The 16,870-nt window shown below is 70.9% G+C and carries 18 protein-coding genes; 10 read left to right on the forward strand and 8 right to left on the reverse strand.

Annotated features, from left to right (window positions below):
- The first annotated feature begins 3 nt into the window (after positions 1–3).
- A complete protein-coding gene (locus BLASA_RS26250) occupies positions 4–618 on the forward strand; it encodes a DUF305 domain-containing protein (RefSeq protein WP_014375739.1) in 615 nt (204 codons plus the stop codon).
- A gap of 226 nt (positions 619–844) precedes the next feature.
- Here BLASA_RS26250 and BLASA_RS08720 read toward each other — a convergent pair whose 3' ends face one another.
- Entirely contained in the window at positions 845–1,252 is a 408-nt protein-coding gene (locus tag BLASA_RS08720; RefSeq protein ID WP_014375740.1) for a four-helix bundle copper-binding protein, read from the reverse strand.
- Positions 1,253–1,369: 117 nt separating this feature from the next.
- On the opposite strand from BLASA_RS08720, the gene BLASA_RS08725 reads away from it, so the two are divergent.
- The 9 genes from BLASA_RS08725 (at position 1,370) to BLASA_RS08765 (ending at position 10,247) form a co-directional block, all read left to right on the forward strand.
- Positions 1,370–1,747 carry an ArsR/SmtB family transcription factor gene (locus tag BLASA_RS08725; protein ID WP_014375741.1) on the forward strand — a complete coding sequence of 126 codons (378 nt, stop codon included), beginning with the start codon at positions 1,370–1,372 and terminating at the stop codon, positions 1,745–1,747.
- A gap of 178 nt (positions 1,748–1,925) precedes the next feature.
- The gene (locus BLASA_RS08730; RefSeq protein ID WP_014375742.1) at positions 1,926–2,267 is read left to right on the forward strand and encodes an NADH-quinone oxidoreductase subunit A; all 342 of its coding nucleotides are present in this window, start codon (positions 1,926–1,928) and stop codon (positions 2,265–2,267) included.
- Positions 2,258–3,406: a hypothetical protein gene (locus BLASA_RS08735; protein WP_014375743.1), complete on the forward strand. Its 1,149-nt coding sequence runs from the start codon at positions 2,258–2,260 to the stop codon at positions 3,404–3,406. Before BLASA_RS08730 ends, BLASA_RS08735 begins: the two co-directional genes overlap by 10 nt.
- Entirely contained in the window at positions 3,399–4,337 is a 939-nt protein-coding gene (locus BLASA_RS08740) for an NADH-quinone oxidoreductase subunit H (protein WP_014375744.1), read from the forward strand. The genes BLASA_RS08735 and BLASA_RS08740 overlap by 8 nt, the downstream gene beginning before the upstream one ends.
- Positions 4,338–4,350: 13 nt before the next feature.
- Positions 4,351–4,932: an NADH-quinone oxidoreductase subunit J gene (locus BLASA_RS08745; RefSeq protein ID WP_014375745.1), complete on the forward strand. Its 582-nt coding sequence runs from the start codon at positions 4,351–4,353 to the stop codon at positions 4,930–4,932.
- Positions 4,929–5,246, forward strand: a complete 318-nt coding sequence (locus BLASA_RS08750) for an NADH-quinone oxidoreductase subunit NuoK (RefSeq protein ID WP_014375746.1) — start codon at positions 4,929–4,931, stop codon at positions 5,244–5,246. Before BLASA_RS08745 ends, BLASA_RS08750 begins: the two co-directional genes overlap by 4 nt.
- Positions 5,243–7,180, forward strand: a complete 1,938-nt coding sequence (locus tag BLASA_RS08755) for a proton-conducting transporter membrane subunit (protein ID WP_014375747.1) — start codon at positions 5,243–5,245, stop codon at positions 7,178–7,180. The genes BLASA_RS08750 and BLASA_RS08755 overlap by 4 nt, the downstream gene beginning before the upstream one ends.
- Before the next feature lie 2 nt (positions 7,181–7,182).
- On the forward strand, positions 7,183–8,781 hold the full coding sequence (locus BLASA_RS08760; RefSeq protein WP_014375748.1) for a complex I subunit 4 family protein: 1,599 nt from the start codon (positions 7,183–7,185) through the stop codon (positions 8,779–8,781).
- Between the two features lie 5 nt (positions 8,782–8,786).
- Complete coding sequence (locus tag BLASA_RS08765) at positions 8,787–10,247, forward strand: NADH-quinone oxidoreductase subunit N (protein ID WP_041776299.1); 1,461 nt, start codon at positions 8,787–8,789, stop codon at positions 10,245–10,247.
- A 371-nt stretch (positions 10,248–10,618) separates the two neighbouring features.
- Here BLASA_RS08765 and BLASA_RS08770 read toward each other — a convergent pair whose 3' ends face one another.
- The 7 genes from BLASA_RS08770 to BLASA_RS08800 form a co-directional block, all read right to left on the reverse strand.
- A complete protein-coding gene (locus BLASA_RS08770) occupies positions 10,619–10,822 on the reverse strand; it encodes a zf-HC2 domain-containing protein (protein WP_014375751.1) in 204 nt (67 codons plus the stop codon).
- Between the two features lie 364 nt (positions 10,823–11,186).
- Positions 11,187–12,482, reverse strand: a complete 1,296-nt coding sequence (locus BLASA_RS23400; protein ID WP_166486521.1) for an alpha/beta fold hydrolase — start codon at positions 12,480–12,482, stop codon at positions 11,187–11,189.
- A 68-nt stretch (positions 12,483–12,550) separates the two neighbouring features.
- The gene (locus BLASA_RS08780) at positions 12,551–13,003 is read right to left on the reverse strand and encodes a hypothetical protein (protein WP_166486522.1); all 453 of its coding nucleotides are present in this window, start codon (positions 13,001–13,003) and stop codon (positions 12,551–12,553) included.
- A 453-nt stretch (positions 13,004–13,456) separates the two neighbouring features.
- Positions 13,457–13,891, reverse strand: a complete 435-nt coding sequence (locus BLASA_RS08785; RefSeq protein ID WP_014375755.1) for a response regulator — start codon at positions 13,889–13,891, stop codon at positions 13,457–13,459.
- A 610-nt stretch (positions 13,892–14,501) separates the two neighbouring features.
- Positions 14,502–15,566 (reverse strand): helix-turn-helix domain containing protein, encoded by a 1,065-nt coding sequence (locus BLASA_RS08790; RefSeq protein ID WP_041776302.1) that lies wholly within the window; start codon positions 15,564–15,566, stop codon positions 14,502–14,504.
- On the reverse strand, positions 15,563–16,015 hold the full coding sequence (locus BLASA_RS08795) for a hypothetical protein (RefSeq protein WP_014375757.1): 453 nt from the start codon (positions 16,013–16,015) through the stop codon (positions 15,563–15,565). Before BLASA_RS08795 ends, BLASA_RS08790 begins: the two co-directional genes overlap by 4 nt.
- Positions 16,012–16,362 (reverse strand): hypothetical protein, encoded by a 351-nt coding sequence (locus BLASA_RS08800; RefSeq protein WP_041775686.1) that lies wholly within the window; start codon positions 16,360–16,362, stop codon positions 16,012–16,014. The genes BLASA_RS08795 and BLASA_RS08800 overlap by 4 nt, the downstream gene beginning before the upstream one ends.
- Positions 16,363–16,870: the final 508 nt, after the last annotated feature.

The raw sequence follows: 16,870 nt of genomic DNA on the forward strand, positions 1-16,870 counted from the left end.
GCAATGACCCGTAGGACAGCTCGACTCGTCCGTATCGCCGGTGGCCTGCTCGCCGGCGCAGTCCTTCTCGGCGGCTGCTCCAGTACCGTCGACGGCACTGCCGTTGACAGCAACACTTCCGCCGACAGCTCGGCGACCGTGTCCGAAGAGTTCAACGACGCCGACGTCGCCTTCGCGCAGGGGATGATCCCGCATCACGAAGGTGCCCTGGGGATGGCTGAGATGGCTCTGGAGCGCGCCAGCGATCCTCGCGTGCTCGACCTGGCCGAGCGCATCCAGGCCGGTCAGGATCCGGAGATCGATCTGATGACCGGCTGGCTGGAGGAGTGGGGAGAGCCGGTGGAGACCGGTGGCACGGGGGGTATGGATCATGGGTCCGGCGGCGGCATGGATCATGGCTCGGACGGCATGGGGGACATGCCGGCCGCCGGTCCCGACTTCGACGTCATGTGGCTGCAGTCGATGATCGAGCACCACGACGGCGCGGTGATCATGGCGCAGATCGAGATCGACGACGGTGCGAACGAGGAAGCGATCGACCTGGCTCGGGTCATCGTCGAGACGCAGAACGACGAGATCAACGAGATGCAGCAGCTGCTGAACGAACTCGGCGGCTGAGTCGAGGGCCGCGGGGTGCGGCTTCTTGTGCCGCCCCCGCGCTCCCCGCGGCCTCTATCCGTCGGATGTACTCACGCCAGAAGACGGCGGCTTTCGGTGCGGGGGGAAGACCTGCGTAGTCGGCCCGACGCCGATGACTCATGAGACATCAGGGCCGGGCGCCCAACCCGCATATCCTTGGCTGGGCGTCCGGCAGCCGGTCGGGGCTGTGGATCAACGGACGGGGTCAGCTCAGCGACGTGATGAGGTCTCGGCAGGCCTTCTCGCAGCGCCGGCAGGCCTCGGCGCAGACGCGGCAGTGCTCGTGCATCGAGGCGTGGCTTTCGCACTCGTCACCGCAGGCCTTGCAGGCGGCGGCGCAGGCCTCGAGGACGGCCCGGGTGAGGTTGGCGTCGTAGCCGGTGTGCCGGGAGAGCACCCGGCCGGTCGTGTCGCAGATGTCGGCGCAGTCGGTGTTGGTGCGGATGCACTTGGTCAGCTCGGCGACCTTGTCCTCGCTGAGGCAGGCGTCGGCGCAGGCGGTGCAGGCCTGGGCGCACTCGAAGCAGGCCTCGATGCACTCGAGGAGCTTCGGCTTGTCGACTCCGCCGAGGTCCTTGGGGTAGGTGTCGAGCATCTGGGCTGCCACGGTCATGGTTGTCTCCTCGGATTCTCGGCCCGGACGGCTCGGCTGTCGCCCGGATCTGGCGCCGACGAATCCGGCGGTACCCGCAGACCCGTACGGGTATGAGCGGCCTGGAGGTGTTTCTCGATGTCCGAACCCGATCACGCGCATCCGGTCGATCCCGTGCGTGTCGCCCACGCCCGAGCCCGGCTGCCCAGCCGCGACGAAGCGGCCCAGCTGACCAGCGTGCTGAGCCTGATGGCCGACCCGACCCGAGCCCGAGTCCTGTTCGCGCTCGACATGGTCGAGGAGCTCTGCGTCGGCGACCTCGCGCTGGCCCTGGAGTCCAACGAGGACGCCGTCGGCTACGCCCTGCGGCTGCTGCGCACGGCGGGACTGGTGACCAACCGGAAGCAGGGGCGCGTCGTGTTCTACCGCCTGGCCGAAGGATTCCCCGAGCCGCTACGGGAGCACTGCCTCCGCCAGTTGGTCGTCCTCTCAGACGCGGCGCCGGACGACGACTGAGAGTGTGTGTGTCAAGGGCCGGCGCGGGGCCGAGGCGGGGTGATCGTCGCCGCGCGAACATCTCCGACCGCCCCTACAGTCGGCCATATCCGGACGGTCGTCCGGGTGATCGCTGTCGTTTCCCCGGCTAGTACCGGCCGTTTCCCAGCGGCATATCCGTTGACGCGAGGAGGGCGCCATGGTTGCGCTGCTGTCGCTGGCTGCCCTGGTCGCGGCCGGCATCGTCGGGCTGTACGGGCTGTCGTCGGCGTTGCGCACCGCCCGGGAGCCCGCCGCCGTCCTGTCGTACGAGTCGGGCCTGCTCCCGCAGCAGCACGCCGTCTCTCGCTACCACGCGCGGTGGTACGCGGTCACGGTCCTCTTTCTTGCCTTCGACATGGAGATGATCTTCATGTACCCGTGGGTGGTCGTGGTCGCGGACATGGGGGCGGCGGCGGTCGTCGAGATGTTCGGCTTCCTCGCCGTTCTGCTTGTCGGTGTCACCTACGTCTGGCGTGAGGGTGCGCTGCGATGGACCTGATCGCCCGCCTGCGGAACTGGGCGCTGGCGAGGCCGCGGGTGCTGCTCGTCGATGCCCCGGGTGCGACGACGTTCCGGTGGTCCGTCGAGGCCGAGTTGGACCGGCGCGGCTGGCGGCGCGCCGTGTCACCCGCGGACACCGATCTGCTGGTCGTCCTTGGCGGGCCCGGTCCGGCGCTCGCAGAAGCCGTCGACGTGCTGTGGAAGCAGATCCCGGAGCCGCGCCACCGGATGGACGTGCCCGACCACGGCGACGCCGTCGTCGCTCTGGACGCGGGTCGAGACGCACTGGTCCGCCGGATCGGCTCAGGTCCAGATGGCGACGACCGGCCGTCGCCGGCCTCGTTGCTCGGCAAGACCGAGGACGAGGACGCCGACGACGAGGGCATGGACCACGGCGGTGGCCGCGGGGGCATGGACGACGACGCCGGTCATGAGGACGAGGAGAGCGAGGAGGGCGAGGGCGTAGATCACGGGGCCGATGACGAAGGCATGGGTCACGAGAGCATGGACCACGGTGGTGAGGTGGCCGGGCTGCCGATGGCCTCGACCGGCCCGGACCGGGACGGGCTCGAACTCGACGTTCTGAAGGTGGCGCTCGGGCCGGTACTGCCGGGCTGGCCGACGGGTCTGGTGTTGCGGGCGGATCTGCAGGGTGACGTCCTCACCTCCGCAGAACTGGCCTGGCTCGACGCCGGCACCGCCCCACCCGCCCAGCAGCAGTCCGACTCCCAGCGGGCCGCACTCGACCGGCTCGCCCGCTTCCTGGACGTGGCCGGCTGGCCGACGGCTGCCCGAGACGCACGCCGTGCCCGGGACGGGGCGGCCGAGGGGGCCAATCGAGATGAGGCACAACGGCTTGCCGAGGGCCTGGCGCGGCGGGTGAGCCGGTCGCGGACCTTGGCGTGGACGGCCGGCGGCATCGGGAGGCGCGGGTCTGGGGGAGACGCCCTGGACCGGGTCAGGCGTTGGTGCGACATGGCGTCGGGGCAGTCGGTCGAGGACGTGCCCGCGATGTCACTGGACGACGTCGCAGCCTTGGTGGAGGGCGCGGAGATCGGGAGCGCCCGGCTGATCGTGGCCAGCCTCGAGCTCCGCCCCGTGTCCGCGGTGTCGGCTCCGGAGCACCTGCATGCCTGAGCAGACTCTGGCGGAGGTGTGGGGGCTGGTCCCGGCAGTCCTCGGGATCGTGGCGGTCGGTCTGGTCCTGGGCGTCGTGGTGGCGGCGGTCGACCGCGTCGTCGTCTTCGGCGCGGCGGGGGCCGCTGTCGGGCCGATCCGCTCGAGCGCGCGTCTGCTGGTCGAGCAGCGGCGGACGACTCTGGCGCCGGACCGACTGCTGTGGCGGATCGGATGCGTCGCCGTGCTGACACTGGCGCTGCTGTCTCTGGCGGTGGTGCCCGTGGGCGGTCGGACGCTGTGGTCGACCAGCGCCGATCTCGTGTGGTTCAACGCCATGGAGGCGTTGCTGTGGGCGGCGGTGTGGCTGGTCGGGTGGGGTCCGAACGCGGTCCATGCCCTGACCGGTGGATACCGGTTCCTCGCCCAGGGCCTGGCCTACGAGTTGCCGCTGATGTTCGCGCTCATCACGGCTGGCCTGGGGGCCGGCTCACTGCGCACGACGGACGTCGTGGCCGCGCAGGAGAGCCTGTGGTTCGTGGTCACGATGCCGGTCGCCTTCCTGGTCTTCGTGGCCAGCGCCGCGGCCTTCGCCTTCTGGGGGCCGTTCGCCGCACCGGCCGCAGCTGACATCGCCGGCGGCGTCACCTCGGAACTGTCCGGGGTGGACCGGCTGCTGGTGGAGGCCGGTCGCGCCGTCTTCCTCGGCGCGAGCGCGGCCATGGCGGCCGCACTGTTCCTCGGCGGCGACTCCGGCCCCTGGTTGCCCGGCCCGCTGTGGCACCTGCTGAAGACGCTGGCCGTCGTCGCTGCTCTGGTCTGGGTGGGACGACGGATGCCGGTGCTGCGGCCCGATCGCACGGTGGAGGTCGGGTGGATGGTCCTGGTCCCGCTGACGCTATTGCAGGCGCTGGTCGTCGCTGTGCTGGTCCTGAACGGGTTCTACGCGTGAGGAGGAGGAGACGATGCTGAGCGAGCTCTCCGGCTGGGCGGTCACGGCCGTCGCCGTCCTCGGGGTTCTGTCGGTTGCCGCGGGAGTCGCCGTGTTCGTCGTCGACTCGATGGCGCGGGCGACCTTCGCCCTGCTGGCGTCGTTCCTCGCCGTGGCGGGCATCCTGCTCGCCCTCGACCTGGTCTACCTGGCCGTCGTGACGGCGCTGATGATGACGATCGAGATGGCGATCATGGCCGTCTTCATGATCATGTTCATGATGAACCCGGCCGGGCTCATGCCGATGACGATGGTGCACAACGCCAAAGGTTCGGCCGGAACGGGTGCGGGTGCGTTCGTCGTCCTCGTCGTCGGCATCTGGACGATCGACTGGCCGATGCCGGACCCGGAGCGCCCGGCTGACAGCACCCGCCAGCTCGGGGAGGCGATCATGGGCAGCCACATGCTCGTCATGCTGGTGATCGGCATCGGGCTGTTCGCCACGATCCTGGCCGGCACCGTCCTGGCCACCGCGCGCGGCCGCTACGACCGCTTCGGCGCCGGCCTGACGGCGAAGCGCCCGGACGACCCGGTGCCCGGGGGACTGCGCCGATGACCGCCGAGATGGTCCTGCAGATCGTACTGACCGTCGCCGCGGGTCTGATCGGTGTCGGGCTTTTCGGGGCGTTGTCCCAGCAGACGATCGTCATGGTGATGATGGGCCTCGAGCTCGTCCTCAACGGTGTGCTGCTGGCCGGGGGAGCGGCCTGGTACTTCCTCGCGCCGGAGCTGCCCGACGCCCAGGTGCTGGTCGTCGTGGCGCTGGTGGTCATGGCGGTGGAGATGGCCATGGGCTTCGCCGTCACCGTCGCCTTCTATCGAGCTCGGCAGCTCGACATGATCGACATGGCGTCGGACCTGCGCGGATGAGCGCCGTCCTCGGCGCCCTGGTGCTGCTCCCCGCCCTGACCGGTGCGGGGCTGCTGGTTACCGGTCGGCGGGCCGATCGCGTCGCCGGAGCGCTGGCCGTGGCCGTCACCGCGGCAGGTGTGGTGGTGGCTGCGCTGGTGGCCGGGACCCGGCCGCGGCTGTCTGTGCCGTTCCTCGGGATCGTCGAGGGCGGGGATCTGCGCCTGGTCGTCGACGGGCTCTCCGCCGTGCTCGTCGTCCTGGTGGCCGGCATCGCCCTGCTGGTCACCGTGTTCGCCGTCGTGGACCTGTCGGCGGATGCCGCTCGGGGGCGGTTCTTCGGCTACCTGCTGCTGTTCGTCGCGGCCATGCTGGCGACGGTCACCGCGGCAACCTTGCCCACGCTCCTCCTGGCCTGGGAGGTCATGGGCGCGACCTCCTACGCGCTCATCGGCTACCACTGGGAGGAGCCGGGCAAGCTGGCCGCCGGCACCCGGGCGTTCATGACCACCCGGGCCGGTGACCTCGGCCTATACGTCGCCGCCGGGGCGGCGCTGGCGGCGACCGGGAGCCTGGTGCTGACTGACCTGGAGAGCGCGGACGGCGGCTGGGCGGACGTGGCCGCCGCCGGCGTGCTGGTCGCCGCGCTGGGCAAGTCGGCGCAGCTGCCCTTCTCGGCCTGGCTCTCGGCCGCGATGCAGGGGCCGAGCCCGGTGAGCGCGCTGCTGCACTCGGCCACGATGGTGGCCGCCGGCGGGTACCTGCTCATCCGGATGCAGCCGCTGCTCGCGGCGACCGGCTGGGCCGCGACGGCGGCGGCGTGGACCGGGGCGCTGACCGCCCTGGTCCTGGGCGCGGTGGCCGTGGCGCAAACTGACCTCAAGCAGCTGCTCGCGGCCAGCACCGCCGCGCAGATCGGCTTCGTCGTCCTCGCCGCCGGGGTGGGCGCCACCGCAGGCGGCACCGCCCAGCTGGTCGCGCACGCCGCGGTCAAGGCCGGGCTGTTCGTCGCCGCCGGGGCCTGGCTCACCGCGCTCGGCACCAAGAATCTGGCTGACCTGCGTGGCGCCGCCCGTCGGTATCCAGGAATGGGAGCAGCGGCCACCGTCGCTGCCCTCGCTCTGGCCGGTGTACCGCCGCTGTCGCTGTGGGCCACCAAGGACGAGGTACTCGCCGGTGTCGACGGAACGGCCCTGCGGGTGGTGGGCCTTGCCGCCGCCGCGGTCTCGGCGGTCTACGCCGGTCGGATCCTGGCCGTCGTCCTCGCCCGGCCGACGGGGGACGAGGCGTTCGACGAGGAGGAGCCGGGCACCCGGCGCGTCCCGGCCCTGACCACGGTAGTCGCCGGCGTGCTGGCCGTTCTCGCCGCCGGGCTGGGTGTGCTCGCGCTGCCGGCCGTGGCCGAGAAACTCAAGGCGGTCCTGGACGTGGAGGGGGAGCCGTCCCCGGGGCTGGGGGAGCTGCTGCTCTCCGGGACGCTCGCGCTGGTGGCCCTGGGGCTGACCGTCGCCGTGGTCCGGGCCCGCCCTGCCGTCATGGAGCAGCTCTCCCGGGGTCCGCTGGCCTCGTGGGCCGGGCTGGGACGGCTGTTGTCGCCCCGGCCGGCCATGGCTGTCGGCCGCGCTCTGGCAGTCGTCGACGACAAGCTGATCGACCGGGCCGTCATGGGGGTGGCCCTTGGCGCCCGTCGGCTCGCCGGTATGGCGTCCCGGGCGGACGACAGCGTCCTGGACGGCGCGGTGTCCGGCGTCGCCGCGGCGACCCGCCGCACCGCGGCCGGCTCCGCGCGGATCGACACGGGCGTGGTGGACGGCCTCGTCCGTGCCACGGCGAGGGCGTTCCGCCGCGCGGGGAGCGCCGCCCGCCGTCCGCAGACCGGGCTGCTGCACCAGTACTACGCCCAGGCCGTCGTCGGTCTGGGGTTCCTGCTCGTCCTGCTGCTCGTGGTGAGGTAGTCGTGCTGCTGACCGTCGTGATCTTCCTGCCGTTGCTGGCTGCTGCTGTGCTGCTGGCAGTCCCGAGGATTCCCGGTCGCGCGGCGATCGGGGTGTGGGTGGCTGCCTCCGCCGTCGACCTGGCGCTGGTCGGCTGGATGTGGTGGCGCTTCGAGCCCGGCGAGGGAGCCTCGGGCGTCGTCGACGGCCTGGCGTACGAGGCCGACCTGCAGTGGATCCCCACCGTCGATGCGGGCTACCACGTCGGCGTCGACGGGCTCTCCCTGCCGCTGCTGGCCCTGACCGGGGTGCTGTTCCTGGCCTGCGCCATCTACTCACTGCGGGAGCCTGACCGGCCGCACACCTACGCCGCGCTGTTCCTCTTCCTCCAGACCGCCTGCCTGGGCACGTTCGCCTCACTCGACCTGATCCTGTTCTTCGTCTTCTTCGACCTGTCGATCGTCGGGATGTACTTCGTCATCGCCGGCTGGGGGCACGGCAACGCCCGGCGCAGCGCGCTCAAGTTCTTCCTCTACACCTTCATCGGGTCGCTGGCACTGCTCGTGGGCTTCATCGGGCTGTTCCTCGGCAGCGAGGAGCGCACCTTCGACATGGTGGCGCTCGCGGAGAACCCGCCGCTCGCGGACTCCCCGGTCGCCGGCGGACTGGTCCTACTGGCGATCGGCCTGGGGCTGGCGGTGAAGACGCCGCTGTTCCCGTTCCACACCTGGCTGCCCGACGCGCACACCGACGCCCCGGCCGCCGGGTCGGCTGTGCTCGCCGGGATCCTGTTGAAGCTCGGGACCTACGGGTTCGTGCGGATCGCCATGCCGATCCTTCCCGAGGCCTGGCAGCGGTGGGCCATGGTGGCCGTCGTCGTCGGGGTGATCAGCGTGCTGTGGGGCGCCTTCGTGGCGCTTGCCCAGACCGACGTCAAGCGGATGATCGCCTACACCTCGGTCAACCACATGGGTTACGTGCTGCTCGGCCTGGGCGCGGCCGGCCTGGTCGCCTCCGCCGACGAGGGGGCGCGAACCGTGGCCACGGTGGGGGCGATGTACCAGATGGTCAGCCACGGCCTGCTCACCGGCGCGCTCTTCCTGCTCAGCGGCGTCCTGTGGTCTCGCGGACACACTTACGCCTTCGACCGCTGGGGCGGCCTGGCGCGGCCGGCGCCGGTCTTTGCCGCCTGCTTCGCGATCGCTGCATTCGGCTCCCTGGGGCTACCCGGCTTCTCCGGGTTCATCGCCGAGTTCCAGGTGTTCACCGGCGCCCTACAGGCCGCGCCGGTGGCCACGGTGAGCGCCGTCGTCGGCATCCTGGTCACCGCCGGACTGTTCCTGCTGGCCCTGCAACGGCTGCTCACCGGCGACACCGTCGTCCCATCCGAGGCAGACCCCGACAAGCCGGGGGAGGGCCCGGGTCTGGACCGTGCGGACGGCACGACGGCGACCGCCACCCGGCCGCGGACAGCGACCCGGATGCAGGACCTGCGTGGTCACGAAGTGGCCGCGATCGCCCCACTCCTCCTACTCGCCCTGGTCCTGGGGCTCCTTCCGCGTGCCCTGCTGGACGTGCTGGAGCCGGCCGCCATGGCGGTGGTGGAGCTGGTGAGCCGGTGACCGGCATGTCCGTGGGCGGCGAGCGGGTGCTCGCACTGCTTCCCGAACTGCTCCTGCTTCTCGGCGCCGTCGGCGGCCTGCTGCTGGGCCTCTGGACGCCGCAGCACCGGCAGTGGCGGGTCCGGCTCCTGGTCACCGCCGCCTGTCTGGCCAGCGCGATCGCCGCTGCTGTCGCGCTGTCCGAGCCTGCGGAGCGGGTGTTCGAGGGCACCTGGGTCATCGACACCACCACCGGCGTCGTCCGGATCGTGGTCGCTCTCGGTGTGGCAGTCCTGGTCTGGTTGGCGTCGGCCTCGCTGGCCGGGCACCCGCGGGAGACCGAGGCCTACGTCCTCATGCTGCTCGGTGGGCTCGGCAGCATCGCGCTGGCCGCCAGCGGCGACCTGCTGCTGCTCGTCGCCGGCTACCTGCTGGCCAGCGTCCCGCTGTATGCGCTGGCCGGCTTCGCCAAGGACTCCGCGGGTGTCGAGGCGACGATGAAGTACTACCTGATGGGTGCCTTCGTCGGCGTGCTGATGCTCGTCGGCGTCGCCGCCCTGGTGCTCGCCGCCGGTACGACCAGCTACTTCGACCTCGCCGCGCAGCTCCCGGACGCCTCCCCGGCCCTCCTCGCGGTGGGCATCCTCGGCGTGCTCGCCGGGGTCGCCTTCAAGGCCGGCGCCGTGCCGGTGCACTTCTGGGTACCCGACGTCACGGCCGGCACCACACCGCCGATGGCCGCCTACCTCACCACGATCCCGAAGATCGGCGCGGTCGCCGCCGCCTTCCGCCTGCTGGCCGAGCCGTTCGCCGACGTCCCGCTCGACGTGCCCTTGCTGGTCGCCGTCATCGCCGCAGCCAGCATGACCCTGGGCAACCTGGCCGCCTTCAACCAGACCGACGTCCTGCGGCTGCTGGCCTACTCCACGGTCAGCCAGGTGGGCTACCTGTTCATGGTCGTCGCCGTCGCCGCCCGCACCGATCTCGCCGTCCCGGCCTTGGCGATCTACCTGGCCGGCTATGCCGTCACCAACATCGGCGCGTTCGCCGCCGTCGCGGCGGTCCCGGCCGCGCGCACGATCAACGACTGGGCGACCGCGGTCGGGCGCCACCGATGGCTCGTCGTCGGCCTCGTCGTCTGCCTGCTCGGCCTGGTCGGAACACCACCGACCGCCGTCTTCGTCGGCAAGCTCGCCGTCTTCACCGCCGCGTGGGACGGTGCGCTGGCGTGGTTGGTCGTCGTAGCAGCCATCAACACGGTGGCGAGCCTCTTCTACTACCTTCGCTGGATCGCCCCCGCGTTCGCCGGGGTGCCGGCAGCACCGTCTATGCAGGAGGGGGCGGGCAGAGGTCCACGGACCGCGGCGGGCACGGCGCAGCGGACCCGGCGTGGCGTCCCGACCGGATTGCTGCACGGAGCCGCGGTCATGTCCCTGCTCCTCGGTCTGGGATCGGGGTGGTGGCTCGCCTTCGCCTTGTCAACCTGACCGAGGACGACGACCCCGGACGTCGGTGCATCAACTCGGCGAAAGAAGTGGAGTGCAAAGCGATGCCCGCGTCGACCTGCCGTCGGTCGGTGGCGCGACTGACGGCGATGTCGCGGCGAGCAGCAGTCATGCGGCTTGCAGGCAGACAGCACGGACGCCGAGGGCGTCGGCCAGCAGCCCGCCGACGCCGGGGCCGACTGCGGCCACTCCCGCCAGAGCGGTCCACGCGGAACGCATCGCCCGTGGGTGCGGTCGGTGACGTGTGACTGGAGCAGGTTGGGTGGACCTCAACGGCGTCGCAATTTCGCAGCGTTCCGCGACGAACTGACTCTGGCTAGCGGGCGACTGCGCCGCCCCGCGGTCTGAGGAACTCAGACCTGACGAAGATTGGCGGGACCGACCGCGGCCAGCAGGGCGACCACCTTTGCCAGCTCGCTCAATTCGCCGCGGCAGGCAGCGCACTTGTTCAAGTGCGACCTGACGGTGGCCCGCTCCTCGGCGTCGCCGTGGCCTAATGCGAAGACGCCGAGCTGCTCTCGCAGCTCACGATGGGTCTCGCGAGGTGAGTACCTCACGGTGCCACCTCCCGGACTCCGTTGAGGTCTTCCACGTTGCGGTCTTGAGCAGCTCTATTAAGCAGGATAGTAGCGGGGGTTGAGCCGCCTCGGCCAATCCGGCACACGCGACTGTCAAGCAGATTCGCGGGCGTCCGCTGGTGGCCCCGTCCCGGGAGCAGGACTCGAGAGGGTCGAGGTATGCGGTTTTGCCGTGTTGCAGGCAAGCCGGTCCACGGTCCCAGGAACGAAGTCCGCTCCATCCCGGTCGAGGTCACCCCCGATCGGTAGGTCGGGACGGTGGGCAGTCAGCAGGGAGGCTCCCGGTTCCTCGGATTCCTGCGGCCCGGGGGCCAATTGCGGAGGGCACGGCGAAGGTGCCGGTCTATCCGTCGCCGTCGTCACCGAGGGCCGAAGGGCTGTGGGCTGGCCCGATTCTCTCTGATCCAGCGATCCCTGACATCAGCAATCCAGCGGTGAGCTGTGGACGGTCGAAGGGCAGCGCGTGGGTGCCCTCCACACGGGTGGTCTCTATTCCGGCCGCGAGTTCGAGGTCGAGGACATCCCCGGGCAGCACCGCCTCGTCCTGCTCGGCGACAATCACGTGCACCGGGTGGCGCGGGCTTCGCAGCAGGGCAGGCAGCGGGTTGTCCTCCCAGATGCTCCGCAGGGCATCGCGGTAGGCCGGGTAGGAGTGCTGCACCCCCTCACGGGCGACCTCCTCGGGGACGTCCGGTTCCAGCCGCGGAGCGAGTCGGGCAAACGCTGGACGGAGCAAGCACATGGTTCCGCAGACGAGTCCGCCGAGACCGGAGTCGTCGACTGTGGCCCGTGCCAGCCATGAGCGGCGAGCGAATCGCGCCCGGGCCGTATCAGGGTCGGCGAAGACAGCAGGTTCAACCAAGGTCAGACGGGACACCTGCTCGGGCCCTCTCTCGGCGACCGCGGCGGCGACGAGGCACCCCCAGCTGTGCCCGACGAGATGTACCCGGTCGAGTCCGTGGTGCTGGAGCAGCCTCAGGACGGCGTCGGCCTGGTCGGCGAGACCGAACCTGGTGCCGAGCCGCATCGAGGAGCCGAAGCCGAGCAGGTCGGGCAGAAGCACCTTGTGACCGGCCTGCGCCAGCAGTCGGGCGGCCGGCCGCCACGTCGCGGCCGTCGCTCCCAACCCATGCAACAAGACCAGTGGGTCGCTCGCGGACGTGCCGAAATGCTCGTGCGCCAGCGAGCGCGTGCGCGGATCTATCTGGGGCCGGATGATTCCGGCGCCGCCGATCCCCAGGGCCGGCGGCAGTCCGGCGGTGGCCTCGGCGTGTCGGGCGGCCAGCCATCGCTGCAGTAAGACGGCGTAGCCCCCCACCGCGGTCAGGGCGAGGACGAGCCAGGTCGTGTCCCCGCCCGGCATGTAATGCGCACTGACATGCCCGAGGGCCAACACGTCCATCCATCGGAAATGCGGCACACCGAGCCGGAAGATCAGATCGGGCCACATCGCCCAGAGGTGGAACAGCAGGACAGTGATGAGTTGCCCGCGGGCGGGCCGTGCGGCCACCAGTAGGTGCAGGCTCTGCCAGAGTGCTGTGGCCAGCAGCGCGACCAGGAAGTGGGTGGCCCAATGGAAATGGGCGTCATGAGCGGAGTAGGAGGTGTAGAGGGCCACCTCCGCGCCGACCAGTACCACGGCCTGGACGAGGAGCGTCTGCAGACGAAGTGGCCGGTAGGCCCGCGGCCACTGTCCTCGAGCCCGCCTCATGGCACCCACTTCAGGATCGTCGTGACCTCGAAGGCGTTGACCAGGTAGGCGGGGTCAAGGGTGGAGTAACGCACCTGCCGCTGGCTGTCGACGACGGCGTAGCCGATGCCCGGACCGCCGTCGACGGGGGTGGGCAGGGCAACCGCATCGGCAAGGCGTCCGTCCGGATCGACGACGACCTCGACGAGTCCGGGGTCGACCGCAGCGGCAGGCGGCTCCGGAAGCATGAGTCGCACCTCGACGCGGCGCGGCAACTCGCCGAGCCAGCCCGCCAGCTCCTGCCGGTCGGGTGGCTCTCGGTCGAACAGGAGCACCACGGGACTGCCGCCAAACTCAACACCCGCAACGGTCGACGGCACCAGCGGCCCGTCGAGCAACAGCCCGTCGCGCTGGCGTGCCGGATCGGGTTGATCCTGCGGCCCGGGCGGACGCACCAGGACCACGACCACGAAGATCAGGGTGACGGCTAGAGCGGCCCACCACGCCAACGGGGCCCAGGACGGCAGTGGGGGCCGTCGGCCCGGTGTGCGACCCCAGTCGTCGTCCGTTGAGGACGAGCGGTCGGATTGCGTCGGAGTCATCATTGCTCAGAGTCGCCGAAATCTGGACCGGCGGCTGCGTGAAGTCGGCCAGCGGCCGTGCGGCATTGTATGCCCATCAGCTTCGCGGCCTGAGTGTCCGGCCGGACCGGTGATAGCCGGGGTTGCGGTCAACGATGGGATCGAGCCCTGGTGAGGAGGGCTGCTGCGGCCCAGTCCTGCCTGCGGATGCTGAGGACGGCGACGGCTGCGGGCGCGCAGACACGCTCGGCCAAGTCCCCGCCGACATCCCGAAGGCTTCGCCGACGGAGCCCGGTCCACGCACCGGGATGCTAGCCACGCCGTCTGCTGCAGACTTCGACGTCAGACGGTCCGCGCCCATGCCGGCCAGGCGCACCGCCCGGCGCTGACCGTCCGAATCGCTCGAATGAGGTTCGCCCCCCGTCCGCCCTTGGCGATAAAGCCTGCGGCACCTGCCTCGCGTGCGGCTCGCACGACGTCGCGGCCGACTGCTGCGCTGAAAATCAGTACACGTGCCCCCGGACGCGCATGATTGAGGCGTCGAGTGGCCTCGATGCCAGACATCCTGGGCATCGTCAGGTCCATGAGAACGACATCGGGATCGACGGCTTCAGCGAGGTGAAGTGCCTCCTGCCCGTCGCTGGCCTCCCCCACGGCCACGATGCCGTCGGTCGACTCCAGCAGGTCCAGGACGGCGGCACGCACGGTTGGGTGGTCGTCGACAACCAACACGCGGATTTCGGCGACTGGGTCGCTTGGGTCGCGGCGAGCGGGCATGCGGGTCAAGGTACTACTAAAAAGCATCGTTCTCGCGCGTTGAGCCACGCTCGACTCTCCCAGGTGGAACGACCTGGTGATGCACACACCATCGTGAGCCGAGGGACGCCGGCCAGATCTACCTGGCACCGGCGATGTCCTCGTCCCCGACGACGGGCGAAGTCCGGTCCTACCCGGCATCGCGATCTACGCCTGCGGAGCTGGCCGACACGATGGGCCATCAAGGGCGGGTGGCCGCACCGCGGGGGTACTGCGAGCGCCGTCGACCGTCGGCCGGCGCTTAGAAGTGGCGGTAGACGCCGACGGGGGCGCAGGCTTCTGGGTCGACCGGGGCGGCATGGTGGTGCAGCCCCGGGCATGCTGGCGCGCAATGCAGTGAGCTCGGCGAGCTCTCGGTCGAGATCGGCCAGCGGCCGCTGCACGTGCCGGCAGGGGCCTTGCCGGCGTCGCGGTTAGCCAGGATCCCGCGGATCTGGACAAGTTCCTGCCTGCCTGCTGGCTGCGGCGTGTGAAGGGGGAGGCGAGGTTCGGGCCGGGACGCCGGGGGGCCTCGTGCCCCGGGAGTGCGGCCTGTAGCAGGACGGCGAAGCCGGTCGCCTGTCGTCACCGGTCATGCGGCTTTGATGGACGCACGTCGGCGGGAGATCGTTCGTTTGGTGGTGGCGAGCTGCTGGGCGATGTCGCGGATGGACTTCCCCCGTTCGGTGAGGCGTCTGACGACTTCGTCCTGCTCAGCGGGGGTCAGGTGCTCGAGGCGGACGCCGTCGCCAGCGAGGGCGCGCTCGATGGCGATCTCGTCGAGGTCGTCGTCCTTCTCTACGCGCCCAGCGTGGTGTTGAGGCTCTGGGTCGGTGTCGATGTCGTCCCAGGCCAGAGGTGGCAGCCATCCGCGTTCGGCGGCGAAGGCACGGGCGGCGTCGGCGGCGGCGCGCTGATCATCGGTGGACTGCGGTGGGCGCAGGTTCCACAGCTGTTCGTAGAGGTCGTTGACGTCCTGCGCGGTTCGCGCGGTTACGGAGTCGCTGAGCATGCTGCGTCGGAGGCCGGCGGAGCTTCGGCCGAGCCGGGCGGCCAGCTCGTCGTGGGGCCATCCGGTGGCGATCAGGGCCTGCAGCCGGCGACGAGTGCCCGTGGCGACGACGTGGCTGCGCGGCGCCCGGTTGGCCTGGTCCATCCGAATGCGCAAGACCCGATGGGCGGTCCGGGGTCGGACCCACTGGATGCCTGGGGTGCCGTCGCGTCCGGGGTCGGCCAGTTCGCGGACGTGGCTGGTGGAGATGCCCGCGAGCAGGGCGACCCGCTCGACGCCGATGCCGGCGGCGCGTAGCGCGCGGATGTGCTCGCGCACCGGCGCCGCGTCTACGAACGGCCGCCATCGGCCGAAGGTCTGCGCGCGGTGCACGGCGCGGCCGGCCGCGGTGTTGGCGGCGGTGCAGTCGGTGCATCGGCAGCGGTCCTTCACATAGGCGGCGCGGGTTCCGTGCACATGCCCAGCACGCGGATGAGTGCAGTCCCGCTCCACCCGACCCTGGGCGCGCTGGACACGGCGACGGGCTCGCTCGATGGCCTGCCGGTGCTTCGCGCAGGAATGGCGCGCGTGGTGGACGTCGGCGAGGGCGTCGCTGGCGTACGTCCCGCTGTAGCCGCAGGCCGGACAGGTCCGGGTGGCGCTCATGCCCCGCCCCATGGGCATCCGGCGACCGGCTGACCGGTGTGGCCCCGACCGGGTACGCCGGCCCCGGCCAGAACGTCCTCGATCCAGTCGGTGCGGAAGCTGCCGGCGTCTCCGACGTGGTCGTCGAAGGCCATGGGCGTGAACTGCTGGGCGGTGGCGGCCCACTCCCGGTCGGACAGGGGCCGCTCGAGGTGGGCCTCGACGGTGGGCCGGTCGACGTAGGCGATGCTGGCGCCGATGACGTCGGACAAGTCGGTGAGCAGCCGGTGGGTGTTGCCGCCGTAGCTGTCGACGAAGGCCTGCAGCAGGGAGCGGCAAGCAGTCTGCCGCGGCAGATGGGGGAGGGGCGCCGCGTCGCAGGCCCGGCGGCTGATCGCTCGGTTGCCGCCAGTGGCCGGCGCGTCAACGGGACAGGCGTGCTCCGGCGAGAGGGTGACCTTCCCCTTCATCGAATCTCCTCGACGGTGCCGCAGTGACAACCCGAAGACGGCGTCGGTGCGGGGGAGAGGTCGCGGGAGGTGGTCAGCACGTGAATCACTTCGGCGCCGAGGTCGAGCAGGAAGCTGCCGACACCGGCGGTGTCCTCCAGACCGATCAACCGCCGCTCTCCGCCAAGGTCGGCCACACCGAGCCGGTACAGCCGCGGGTGGGTGCGTCGGCAGGCGACGGCCTTGACGACCGCACGGGCGGCCGACCCGTCGAGCCCGGGATGCTGAGGTGGACGCTGGGTCCAGCTCATCCGGCCGATCGCGGCGAGGATCTCGATGCGCTGCGGCTGCTCGCTGGTGAAGCCCATTTGGACGCCCAGGACGGTCCAGGACAGCCCGCTCCCGTGGTCGCCGTCGGCGGTCAGTCCGTCGTTCCGCGCCTGTTCGCAAGCGATGCCGGGGGCACCGGCCGGCGAGCGCAGCGTTTCGCTGCTGGGGGAATGCGGCGCAACGGTTGCCGCTGCCGGTTGTCCCGGCCGACTGCACATGGCTGCTCCCGTGGGTGAGGACCGCTCACCGGGAGAAGGCGCTATTCGGAGCCGATTGGTGACACCTGCCGACGAATTGGGGATGCCGGGTGCCGCGGATCAGTTATGTGCCAAGAGCATCGGTCGCGGCAGTGGGGGTCACCGCGCCGTCCGGTGCAGCCGGTTGCACTCACAGCGAACCGGGGCGGGCGATCGTGGCAGGTAGGAACCTGCACAGGAGGCTCAAGTGGTGTCACTAAACGGCCTCGAATCGCGCCTTCTTCTCGTGAAGGCAGCGGATGCCGACGAGAGGCGGCTGGGCCGCCACGTTGACGCAACCCGGCGAATC

Origin of the sequence: Blastococcus saxobsidens DD2 (assembly GCF_000284015.1) — a bacterium.
Lineage (GTDB): Bacteria > Actinomycetota > Actinomycetes > Mycobacteriales > Geodermatophilaceae > Blastococcus > Blastococcus saxobsidens_A.

What these genes read in the sequence shown, in the direction of transcription:
- BLASA_RS26250 (WP_014375739.1), top strand. Translation starts at nt 4, where the DNA reads ATGACCCGTAGGACAGCTCGACTCGTCCGTATCGCCGGTGGCCTGCTC.
- BLASA_RS08720 (WP_014375740.1), bottom strand. Translation starts at nt 1,252, where the DNA reads ATGACCGTGGCAGCCCAGATGCTCGACACCTACCCCAAGGACCTCGGC.
- BLASA_RS08725 (WP_014375741.1), top strand. Translation starts at nt 1,370, where the DNA reads ATGTCCGAACCCGATCACGCGCATCCGGTCGATCCCGTGCGTGTCGCC.
- BLASA_RS08730 (WP_014375742.1), top strand. Translation starts at nt 1,926, where the DNA reads ATGGTTGCGCTGCTGTCGCTGGCTGCCCTGGTCGCGGCCGGCATCGTC.
- BLASA_RS08735 (WP_014375743.1), top strand. Translation starts at nt 2,258, where the DNA reads ATGGACCTGATCGCCCGCCTGCGGAACTGGGCGCTGGCGAGGCCGCGG.
- BLASA_RS08740 (WP_014375744.1), top strand. Translation starts at nt 3,399, where the DNA reads ATGCCTGAGCAGACTCTGGCGGAGGTGTGGGGGCTGGTCCCGGCAGTC.
- BLASA_RS08745 (WP_014375745.1), top strand. Translation starts at nt 4,351, where the DNA reads ATGCTGAGCGAGCTCTCCGGCTGGGCGGTCACGGCCGTCGCCGTCCTC.
- BLASA_RS08750 (WP_014375746.1), top strand. Translation starts at nt 4,929, where the DNA reads ATGACCGCCGAGATGGTCCTGCAGATCGTACTGACCGTCGCCGCGGGT.
- BLASA_RS08755 (WP_014375747.1), top strand. Translation starts at nt 5,243, where the DNA reads ATGAGCGCCGTCCTCGGCGCCCTGGTGCTGCTCCCCGCCCTGACCGGT.
- BLASA_RS08765 (WP_041776299.1), top strand. Translation starts at nt 8,787, where the DNA reads ATGTCCGTGGGCGGCGAGCGGGTGCTCGCACTGCTTCCCGAACTGCTC.
- BLASA_RS08785 (WP_014375755.1), bottom strand. Translation starts at nt 13,891, where the DNA reads ATGCCCGCTCGCCGCGACCCAAGCGACCCAGTCGCCGAAATCCGCGTG.
- BLASA_RS08790 (WP_041776302.1), bottom strand. Translation starts at nt 15,566, where the DNA reads ATGAGCGCCACCCGGACCTGTCCGGCCTGCGGCTACAGCGGGACGTAC.
- BLASA_RS08795 (WP_014375757.1), bottom strand. Translation starts at nt 16,015, where the DNA reads ATGAAGGGGAAGGTCACCCTCTCGCCGGAGCACGCCTGTCCCGTTGAC.
- BLASA_RS08800 (WP_041775686.1), bottom strand. Translation starts at nt 16,362, where the DNA reads ATGGGCTTCACCAGCGAGCAGCCGCAGCGCATCGAGATCCTCGCCGCG.